This is a genomic window from Tenacibaculum profundicola (assembly GCF_057220795.1).
On record NZ_CM170137.1, the window covers coordinates 3,570,058 to 3,582,433 of the forward strand.

A 12,376-nucleotide genomic window follows, 5' to 3' on the forward strand; every position below is an offset into this window, starting at 1 on the left:
TCAACAAAACATTCAAATGAAGAAAATCATACCCTTTTTAATACTATTATCAAGTTTTATAGTAACAGCTCAAACCGAAATAACAGGTAGTATTTTAGAAAAAGAATCGCAAAAACCTTTAGAGTTTGCTGAAGTAATTTTGCTGTCAAATGATTCTTCAATTATCACAGGTGTTGTTACTGATGCTAATGGAGTGTTTAAATTAAACACTAAACAAGGAAACTATACATTGCAAGTTACTTATATCGGTCAAACCCTTTACAGTAAAAAAGTAGCTGCAGCCAAAAAGGCTATTAATTTGGGAGTTTTAGAAATTGAAAATGCTCAAGAATTAGATGAGGTGGTTATTGCGGCAAAAAAGAAGTTGATTGAACGAAAAATAGACCGTTTAGTGTTTAATGTGGAAAATTCATCAAAAGCTTCAGAAGGAGATGCTTTTGAGGTGTTACGGGTAACCCCTGGAGTACGTGTGCAAAATGATAGAATTACAATGATAGGGAAAAGTAATCTTCAAGTCATGATTAATGATAAGGCAGTACAATTATCTGCTGAAGATTTAGCCAGTTTTTTAAAGTCAATAGCATCAGAAAATATTAAGAATATAGAAGTCATTACAACACCACCAGCAAAATATGAAGCTTCAGGAAATAGTGGTTTGATAAATATAATCTTGAAAGAAGCTAAAAAAGATTCATGGAATGCGCAATTGAAATCGTCGTATAGACAACGTCTTTACCCTACAGGTTCCGTTGGAGGAAGTTTTAATTTTAATAAAGATAAATTCAGTATTGCTTCTTCTGTAAACTATCGTAATGGGATTTATTTTCAAGAGCAAGATGATTATGCTTATTTTCCTGATGGGTTATGGCATACCATATCTCCTTTTAGAGCCCATATTACCGGATTAAATGGGCGAATAGATGTTAATTATCAAATAACCTCCAAATGGTCTATGGGTGGGCAGTATTTATATAATGGAACAAATTTTGGTGTAACAGATGCGCCTTTCACGCCAGTTTTTGATTATGATACAAATGAAATTATAAGATCACTTCAGTCTGATGGTACAATGGATTTGAGCCCTGAAATCCATTCTATAAATTATAATAATGAAGTAGCTATAGATACTTTAGGGCGAAAAATATCATTGAATTTGGACTATTTTACCTATAATAATCCTGATATTAAAACATATAATGGAGTTTCAACCATACAAAATCCATTTTCTGAACAATTTTATAGAGGAACAAACACGAATAAGCAAGATGTAACTAACGTATCGGTAAAAATAGATATTGAATATCCATTGAGTTGGATAGATTTAGATTTCGGAGGTAAAATATCGAACTCTAAATCATTGAATAACATTTTATTCTTTAATAGTGGTTTGGTAGATAATCCAGTTACAGATGTACCATTGTCTCAGAATGATTTTGAATATAAAGAAGATATTCAAGCAGTATATATTTCAGCTAATAAAAAGTTCAATGATAAATGGAGTTCACAGCTAGGACTACGAATGGAAGCTACACAAACTGATTCTAGATCTAATAACCTGAATTTGGAAACAACTAATGATTATACAAAGTTGTTTCCAACGTTTTATTTATCATACAATGCCACAGAGAACTCGAATTTTTCATTTAATTACAGCAAGCGTATTCAAAGACCAAGCTTTTTTGAATTAAATCCAAATATCTATTTCATCAATCCATTTCAAACCATTGAAGGGAATGCGTTTTTACAGCCATCTTTTGTAGATAATTTAGAATTAACAAACACCTATAAAAATTTTGTAACTAAACTATATTATAGTTACGAGGATAATTTATTTTCACAAGTACCACTGCCAGATGCTACAACAAATATCATACGTTTTACTAATGAAAATTTTATAGATACCCAACGTTTAGGGATATCTGAAAATTACACTTTTGATAAAATTAAATGGTGGAGTAGTAGTAATAGTTTGAATATAAACTATTCTAAATCCAAATTTAATTTAGAGGAAAATCAGGAAGATCAAGAAGGGTTCAACGCAACTATTTCAACCTATAATGATTTTAATTTGAACGAAGACAAAACATTACTTATGGGAGTTAACTATTGGTATAGTTTTCCTGGTGTGGATGGTATTTTTGACACCAAATCTGCGAGCTCTTTATCTTTATCCTTGCAATATTTAGTATTAAATAAAAATTTGAATATTACCCTGAGAGGAAATGACCTCTTTAAAACTTCAGCGGAAAGAACTAGTACTACAGTTAATGGCGTGTTTCAAACGGCAAGGTATTACTATGATAGTAGATCTTTTCAGGTATCTATAAGTTATAAATTTGGTAATAGAAATATTAGTGCTAAAAGGCATCGAACAGGAAATTCAGATGAAAAAGGGCGTACAGGGAACTAGCAATATCCATTACAGATTTAACACACAGTTTTTTAAGATTATACCAGATATTGTTTGAATTTACTGTAAAAGAAAATGAGTGTTTTTTTCTTTATATAAGATAGAAAAATCAATAATAGCAGTAGCTATGATTTCTTTTTATATTGAAATAGAAGGGGGAAAAGAACGTCTTATTACGGTAAATTCAAATGGTAAATGATAGTATAAATACTGCCCTTAACATACAGGTATATTAAGCGGGTAGGAAATATTTCTTTGACATAATGAACGATTTATTAAAAAAGTTGTATAATAAAAATATAACTATTAGTTTGGTTGATAATCAATTAGATATCAAGGCGCCTAAGGGAGCTATGACTTCAGCGTTGTTATCTGAGATTAAAGAGCATAAAGAAGCTCTAGTATCTTTCATGTCAGAATATAAGCTTGAACATGCTGCTAATATTGTAATACCAAAAGCATCTGATAAATCAAGTTATGTACTATCATCATCACAATATAGATTATGGTTATTACATCAAATAGAGGGTGCTAATCATGCATATAATATGCCAAGCCTTTTTTCATTAACAGGGTTTGTAAATATTCAAGATTTAGAAAAAGCCTTTTTAAAACTTATAGAGCGGCACGAGATATTAAGAACTAATATAATTTTAGAAAAAGAAATAGGAGTTCCAAAACAAATTATATCGGTTAACACTAACAATTTTAAATTAGAATCTATTGATGTATCAAAAGACAAGAATGTATCCAAGAAACTTCAAACGATACTAAAAAAAGAGGTTAACTATAATTTTGATTTAGCATCTGATGCTTTAATACGAGTTTCTTTAATAAAAAAGTCAAATGATAATTACATCTTAACCTCAGTAATGCATCATATTATTAGTGATGGATGGTCTTCTTCGATAATGATTTCGGATTTATTTTCGATATACCAATCAATAACGAAAGGTGAAGAAATCGAGCTTGATCCTTTGACAATTCAATATAAGGATTTTGCAGAATGGCAGCAATCTACTTTAGATAGAGATTCTATAAATAAAGATAAAGAGTATTGGCTAGATCAATTTAAAGAAGAAGTTCCAGTATTAGATATACCAACGTATAAACTAAGACCGTCTATAAAAACATACAAAGGAAAAACGATTGAACAGCGTTTTGAGACAAACACCATCCAAGGTTTAAAGCAGGTATGTCAAGACCAAGGCGCAACTTTATTTATGGGCTTATTATCTGCGATTAAGCTATTATTGTATAAATACACCAATCAAACCGATATTGTTATAGGAAGTCCTTTTGCGGGAAGAGAACGTACGGAACTTCAAAATCAACTTGGTATTTATGTAAACACAGTGGGTTTAAGAAGTTCATTTAAAAAGAAAGATACTTTTAAGACACTTTTGAATCAAATTAAAAGTACAACTTTAAAAGCATACAAGCATCAGAATTACCCATTTGATGAATTAGTCAAAAATTTAGATGTAAAGAATGATCGAAGCCGTAATCCGTTATTTGATATTGTTCTTACAGTAGATACTCAAGAAGAACATTCTGATAAATTTAATCTAATTAGAGATTTAGTTATTGAAGAAATCCCTCTTGCTGATACAACAAGTAAATTTGATTTAGAATTTGCTTTTAGAGAAGGAAAAAACGGGAGTCATTTATTTCTAACGTATAATACGGATGTTTATACTGAAGATTTTGTAACTCGAATTACAGATCATCTAGAAGTGATATTTAAAAGGGTTATCGAGAACCCAGAATTGACTATTGATTCAGTACCTTATTTAACAGTTAAAGAAAAGACGACATTAGTTGAAGGGTTTAACAATAGCAAAATAGATTATAAATGTGGAGAAAAGACTTATATAGATGTCTTTGAAGAACAGGTAAAAAGGACTCCAGAAAACATTGCTATTGTATTTGGAGAAAAGAGCGTAACATATAGAGAATTAGATGTATTATCGAATGAGTTAGCTCATTATTTAATCGATAATTATAATGTTATTTTAGAAGATTTTATTGGAGTTAAATTAGAAAGAAGTGATTGGCTGATAGTTTCTTTTTTAGCGATTCTAAAAACAGGAGGCGCCTACTTACCAATAGATGTAGAATACCCAAAAGAACGCATTACTTTTATTGAATCAGACAGCCAATGTAAAATAATTATAGATGATTCAATCATTTCAGAATTTGAGAAGAATAAGAATCAACGTACAACATTACCCTCTGTAAGAATAGCGAGTACTAATTTAGCGTATGTTATTTATACTTCAGGAACTACAGGAACACCTAAAGGAACATTGATTGAGCATAAAAATTTACTCAATTTATGTTGTTGGCATAATAATGAATATGAAGTTAATGAGTCTAGCGGAGGAACATTGTATTCAGGAATAGCTTTTGATGCGTCTATATGGGAGATTGGCCCTTGTTTGTTAGCTGGAGCAACGTTATACCCAATTCCAGATCAAACCACTCGTTTAGACCTTAATAAGCTGAAATTATTTTTTAAAGAACATAGTATTACTCACTCATATTTACCAACAAGCATAACCCAAGAATTGGTAAATAGCAATTTTGAATCAGATGATATTATAATTTTAACTGGCGGTGATACTTTAAAAATAAATAAAGAGCCAAAGTTTAGGTTATATAATAATTATGGGCCAACTGAAAATACAGTTGTAACAACGTCATTTAATCTTCAACAAGGGTTTGATGTATCAGTTCCAATTGGCAAACCTATATCAAACACGAGTTGTTATATTTTAGACAACAATTTAGAGCCATTACCAATAGGTATATCAGGCAAGTTATATGTATCAGGAGCAGGTGTAGCCAGGGGGTATCTAAACAAACCAGAGCTAACAGTAAAACGATTCATTACGAATCCTTTTCTAGCAGGAGTTCGTATGTATGATACCGGAGATATGGCTAAATGGTTACCTGACGGAAATATTGAGTTTTTGGGCAGAAAGGATAGCCAAGTAAAAATACGAGGTCATCGTATAGAGTTAGAAGAAATAGAAAAGGCCATAGTTCGGTTTTCGAACGAGATCCAAGAAGCTGTATTGGATGTAAAGGCAAATGAAACGGAAAAAGAATTAGTTGCATATTATATTACAAAATCAGGTATAGAAAAATCTGAATTAAGGGCTTTTCTTCAAGAGCGCTTACCATTTTATATGGTTCCAAGCTATTATATGGACTTAGAAACAATACCATTAACGGCTCATGGGAAGATAGATAAAAAATCACTTCCAGAAGTTACTTCAGAGTCTCTTACTCAAAATGAGTACATAGCCCCTCGTAATGAAATAGAAAAACAATTAGTAGAGATATGGCAAAATGTATTAGGAATAGAGAGAATAGGAGTTACAGATAATTTCTTTGAACTTGGAGGTCATAGCTTAAAAGCAATGCAAATTATATCTGAGGTTCATAAAACATTCAACAGGTCAATAAATTTGCATCATATATTTGAAAGCACGAATATTTCTGCGTTGCATGAAATTATAAAGAATCAACAACAAATTTCTTCTCAAAAAGAAGGAAATACAAGGGTAAAGAAATATATTTCTTCTGCTCAAAAAAGGATTTGGTTATTACAGCAATTAGAATCAAAAAACAGTTATTACATTCCAATTGTACTAAACCTGAAAGAAAACATAAACAGAGACCGCTTGCAACAAAGTTTTATAGCACTTTTAGAAAAGTATGAGATGTTACGAACTGTTTATGCAGAGAAAAGAGGTGTTGTTATGACAAGAATTTTAAACGTTGATGATTGGAAACTTGGAAGTATAAGGTCGGAAATAATATTAACAGATAAAGTTTTACAGCAGGTATTCTCAATGCCTTTCGACTTGAAAAAAAATTACCCGTTACGGGCTTTTCTTCAGAAAAAGAATACAGCTCAAAGCACACTCATCATTGTCATGCATCACATTGCTGTTGATGGTTGGTCGGTACAACTAATTCTAAATTCACTGTTGCAAAACTATCTAGCGGATGAAGTTTTAAGTGATAAAAAAATCCCTAATGTATTTTATCAGGATTTTATAACCTACGAACATCAAGCACAAAGTAAAAGAGAAATTTATGAAACGTATTGGAAAGAAAAATTAAAAAACTTTCAAAACTTAGAGCTTCCTGTAAAGGAAAAAATCGCTCAAGAAAAACAGGTAAATAATACGAATACAGTATGTTTTTCTTTTAATTCATCAATAAAAAAACAATTGAAAACCCTATGTATACAAGAAGAAACCACATTATACATTGTATTGTTAACTATTTTTAAAATCGTTATAGCGAAGCTGAGCGATCAAAAAGACATCTGTATTGGAACACCAATTTCATTACGAGATCAATTGGAATACGAATCTGTAGTTGGCTGTTTTTTAAATGTACTCCCAATGCGTACATTATGTGACACCCAACAATCATTTAAGTCATATTTAAAAGAGGTTAAAACGACAGTGTTAGAAGCCTTTTTACACAAATATTTGCCTTTTGAAGAAATGGTACGAATTGTAAATCCTACACGGGTAGTTGGAAAGCATCCCATTTTTCAAATTCTTTTCAACATGGTGCATCTTCCCGAACTGAGAAAAACAAGTCGTGCGCTAGATGCTGAAATCTATGAAGGGAAATGGGATAACAATAAGTATGATATGACACTGTATGTAAACAATCAACAAGAATTACAACTAGAATTGGTATACAATACAGCACTGTTTGATGTTGCGTTTATAGAAACTATTAAAGAAGAGTATACAGAAATAGTATACAACATAGTATCGAATCCTGAGATAGACATCAAAAAGATCAGTAAGCAAAAAGCAACTTCTAAAACACAAGAAAATTTGTGGGAAGGTATGCTTGACTAAAAATGGATTAAAAAATTAGTTATACCGGTTATTGTTTGAATTTGCGATAAATTCAAATGGTAAAGGCATCATTACAAATCTAAGTACCTACCAAGATGATTATCGGCAAATTCTATCTGACTATTAAAAAGCAATAAATATTAACAGATGAAAAATATAGTACATATTTTTGAAACCTTGGCAACGCAAAACCCTGATGTTGATGCTGTTGTTCATGAAGGAAGAACTTTGACTTACAGTGGTTTAAATTCAAAATCAATTGTATTGGCAAAACAATTACACATGTTTACAGCCAAAGAATTTGAAACTTGTTTTGTGTTTACAACATCTCCAATAACTGCCATTATTGCCATGTTGGCGATTTATAAATCGAAAAAAATATTCATTCCGGTCAATAGTAAAATGAATGCCGGAATACTCTCAGAAATGGTTGCAGATTATCAACCAGACTGGATTATTTGTGATAATGAAAGTATTGTTGATTGGAAGGAAATTGAAGGGATATCGAAAGCATCTGAAAAAACAAATATCATTTTATCAGACGGAGTTTTACAGCAGAAAGCAAATGAAGTTACAACGAAAGTAACCTCTTTAGATAAAATAGAATTACATCCTGATGACCCTTGTTATGTATACTTTACATCGGGTTCTACAGGAAAATCCAAAGGTGTTTTAGGAGCATATCGTGGAATAAATCATTACATAGATTGGGAATTACAGTTTTTAAAAATTCAAGAACCCATAAAAGTAGCTGCGTTTGCTCCACATTCGTTCGATGTATTTTTGAGAGATACATTTGTAGCATTATGTTCAGGTGGAACCATCTACATTCCACCAATGAAAAATGGCCTATTGGAAGTTGAAAAAATTCCAGCTTGGTTGGAAAAAAATGAAATCAATTTGGTGCATTGTGTTCCTACTTTATTTAGAGAAATCATGCATTTGGCGAAAAATAAGCACACGTTTTTGACTGTAAAATACATACTCTTGGCGGGAGAAAAATTATTTTGGGAAGATGTTTCAAAATGGGAAGAAGATTTTGGTAAAACGGCTACATTGGTCAATATCTATGGACCATCTGAGACAAGTTTGGCAAAATTCGCATATCAAATTCCAAAGGAAACACAACAAAAAGGAATCGTTTCTTTAGGAAAACCAATAGATGGTGCTAAAGCAATTTTACTAGATGAGAATTTGAACCCTTGCCCCAAGGGAACGGTAGGAGAAATTCATATAAAAACAGGATACAGATCGTTAGGATATTACAAAAATGAAGCGTTAACAAAAGAAAAGTTCAGCACACATCCGATGCTGCCAAATGCTATCTTATACAAAACAGGCGATTTTGCATTTATGGATGAAGCAGGGGATTTTATGTTTTCAGGACGTAAAGACTTTCAAATAAAGCTCAATGGAAAACGTATAGAACTGGGCGCGATTGAAAGTGCTTTTTTACAAAATACAACGATAAAGAACGCCGCTGTTGTATACAATGAAAAGTTTAAACAATTAGCGGGATTTATTGTCGCAGAAGAAATAATTTCTATCAAAGAAATCAAAGAAGAACTATTTACGAAATTAGAAATGTATATGGTTCCGCAAACGATACTTCAAAAAACGGAATTACCATTAAATGGAAATGGAAAGATAAATAGGCTTGTACTTGAGAAAGAGTTTGAAACCGTTTTGAAAGAAAATAAAAAGGCATATAGCAAGCCAAGTTCTCAAGAAGAAAAAGTACTAGTTGCCATATGGAGCAAGATTTTAGAACTTCCTGAAAATGAAATAGGAATAGAAGATAATTTCTTTGAATTAGGAGGTCACAGTATGGCTTTGGTAACAATGAGTAATGAAATTAAAACGCAATTGAACAAAGAAATCGAAATGTTAGACTTGTTCAAATACCCCAACATAAAAAGTCTTTGTGAACATTGGAATGATGATGATGAAAGCGAAATAGTAGAAGAAATAAAAGATGATTCATTAGATATTTTTGATCAAGGAATAAGCTTATTTAATGACAACTAACATGAATTCAAAAAAAACAGAAACAACTGGGCTCGAAATAGCCATTGTTGGAATGTCAGGTAAATTCCCTAAGGCAGCAAATGTTAATGAATTATGGGAAAAATTGAAAAAGGGGGAAGAGCTTATTCAATATGCAACAGACGACCACTATGAAAAAAGAGACATTAATGTATCACAATACAAAGATGCTGATCATATTGATGCATATGGAAGTTTTGAAGATGAAGTATATTTTGATGCTTCATTTTTTAACTATCAGCCAGCAGAAGCTGCACATATGGATCCGCAAATCAGAGTATTTCATGAAATAGTTTGGTCTGCTATTGAAGATGCTGGAATTATACCAGATAAACATAATAACATTGGATTGTATGCGGGTGCAAGTGATAATATTGTATGGAAAGCTTACAATTCCTTTTTAAACAGAAACCCGCTAGTCACCGATTTTATGTCTAGTTTACTTTGTGATAAAGACCGTCTTTCCACATTAATATCATACAAGCTAAACCTGAATGGACCTTCGTTATTTATGCGAACTGGCTGTTCTACATCATTAGTGGCAATTCACACCGCATGTAGGGCTTTATTAACTGGTGAATGTGACATTGCAATCGCAGGTGGAATTGCAATTTCGTCTCAAGCAATGCCAGGGTATAAATACGCCGAAAACATGATTTTTTCATCAGACGGTCATACCAAAACATTTGACGCGTCTTCTGATGGAACTGTTTTTACAAATGGTGGAGCTGCAATCGTATTAAAACGACTCGACAAAGCAAAGAAAGATAAAGATCATATCTACGGAATTATTAAAGGCTCTGCAGTTAACAATGATGGGAATTTAAAAATAGGATATACAGCGCCAAGTATAGAAGGCCAAGTGAAATGTATTAAAAGAGCCCATAAAACAAGTAAGATTGATATCAATTCTATCGCATATATTGAAGCCCATGGAACAGGAACCAAATTAGGAGACCCTATTGAAATAGAAGCATTAAATAACGCTTTTAGTACATTCTCAAAAGACAAATGTTATATAGGATCGATAAAGTCAAATCTGGGACATTTAGGCGCGGCATCTGGAATAGCAGGGGTGATAAAAACGGTACTTGCATTAAAAAATAAAGAAATACCTGAATCACTTCATTACACAACACCAAATCCAAAAATTCCTTTTAGTAAAGGACCTTTTAGAGTTGTTAATCGTTTAACAAGTTTCCCTGAAGACTCAAAATTTCCATTACGCGCTGGGGTAAGTTCATTTGGAATTGGCGGAACAAACGCACATATAATTTTAGAAGAATATATAAATCAGGAGGAGGAGGAAGTCCCATTAAAACAGCCATTAATCTTTCAGTTTTCAGCAAAAAATAATGAAAGTTTAAAACAGTACTTAAAAGACTTTCAACAATATATTGAAAATTCAAGTGCGCAAATTTCGTTAGAAAATATTGCATACACATTACAATATGGAAGAAAATCATTTAGATATAGAACGTTTGTCACAGCAAAAAGTATAGAAGAATTACAACAAAAAATTAGACAGAAAATTTCAAAGATTAATCGAGTTAAACCGATTCAGAAATCAGTTAAGGAATTAGTGTATATGTTTCCTGGGCAAGGCGTACAATATGTTTCTATGGGGAAAGAACTCTATGAAAATTCTGTTGTTTTCCGTTTAGAAATGGACAAAGGTTTCAAACTTCTAAATGAATTGATGCAAATTGATTTCAAAAATATTTTGTTTAGTGATGCATCAAAAGAGGAAATGTTACACGATACAAAATACACACAACCTGTATTATTTGTATTTCAATACGCCTTAGCACACTATTTAAAATCCATAAGCCTAACACCTTCGTATTTTATCGGACATAGTTTTGGAGAATATACAGCAGCTTGTTTAAGCGGTGTTTTATCGTATGAAGATACTTTAAAAATCTTGATAAAGAGAGGTGCTTTAATGGAAAAGCTGCCTGAAGGACGAATGTTAGGCGTTTCTTTAGGTGCAATAGAGGTTGCCCCTTTTTTAAATGATAAACTTTCCATAGCTTCTATAAATACGCCTAATCAATGCATACTTTCAGGTGAAAAGGAAGCCATTTTAAAAGTGATGGAAGTTTTTGAGGAAAAAGAAATTAAGCACAGACTTTTGAAAATTTCGTTTGCGTCACATTCTTATATGATCGAACATATTTTGGAAGAATACAAAAGTTTTTTAAAAACCTTTACGTTTGGAGAGGCAACAATTCCTTTTGTTTCAAATATTACAGGGGAGCTTATTAAAAATAAGGAAGGAAAAACTGCTGATTATTGGTGCGAACATCTACGAAATACGGTTAACTTTTCTAAAGGAATACAATCGTTAGATAAACATGAAAACTTGGTGTTTATAGAAATTGGACCAGGAGATTCTTTAGTTCGACTATACAAACAAAATAAAACTGCAGGAAGTTCAAACATCTCTGTAAACATTGTAAAAAATGGTTTTGATGAACTAACGAAGCAAGAAAAAGAAGGTTACACGCAAGAGGCTTTAGGGGAATTATGGAGTTGTAATGCGCTTAATAATAGGGATGGTTTAAAAGATGTTTCTTTGGGTAAAAAAACTTCCTTGCCTACGTATGCTTTTAATCGTGTTGAATATCCAACCTATATAGATGTGAATAAGCTAGCCCAGGCAATAAGTGGCGGAAAACCAGAGACAGTCTATTTTGATAAAGTCAATACCTTCTTTTTAGATAAAGAAGAATTTGATGCGAAAGATGCTACTGAGTCAAAACTACGAGAAGAACTCATCGAAATATGGAAACTCTTTTTTGGCATTGAAGAAGTAGATATGGAAATGGATTTCTTTGAATTTGGAGGCGATTCTTTAAAAGCGCTCACCATGATTAAAATATTAAATGAACGCTATAAAATTAAAATTCAGATTAAAGTATTCTTTAAAAACTCAGCTTTGATTGACCTTTCTCATGAAATTGAAAACTTGATTTGGTTCAAAGATGAAAAAGAGTATACTAATAAAATAACCATTTAG

General features: G+C 31.9%; 4 protein-coding genes. All 4 read left to right on the forward strand.

The genetic code is table 11. The features are described 5' to 3' along the window. Positions 1-16 precede the first annotated feature (16 nt). The 4 genes from AC2TDS_RS14865 to AC2TDS_RS14880 all read left to right on the forward strand — a co-directional run bounded on the left by AC2TDS_RS14865 (position 17) and on the right by AC2TDS_RS14880 (position 12,376). Complete coding sequence (locus AC2TDS_RS14865; protein ID WP_484736363.1) at positions 17-2,410, forward strand: TonB-dependent receptor domain-containing protein; 2,394 nt, start codon at positions 17-19, stop codon at positions 2,408-2,410. Between the two features lie 263 nt (positions 2,411-2,673). Beyond that, the gene (locus AC2TDS_RS14870; RefSeq protein ID WP_484736364.1) at positions 2,674-7,308 is read left to right on the forward strand and encodes a non-ribosomal peptide synthetase; all 4,635 of its coding nucleotides are present in this window, start codon (positions 2,674-2,676) and stop codon (positions 7,306-7,308) included. Between the two features lie 147 nt (positions 7,309-7,455). Then, positions 7,456-9,336, forward strand: coding sequence for a non-ribosomal peptide synthetase (locus AC2TDS_RS14875; protein WP_484736365.1), 1,881 nt, complete (start codon positions 7,456-7,458; stop codon positions 9,334-9,336). A gap of 1 nt (position 9,337) precedes the next feature. After that, the gene (locus tag AC2TDS_RS14880) at positions 9,338-12,376 is read left to right on the forward strand and encodes a type I polyketide synthase (RefSeq protein WP_484736366.1); all 3,039 of its coding nucleotides are present in this window, start codon (positions 9,338-9,340) and stop codon (positions 12,374-12,376) included.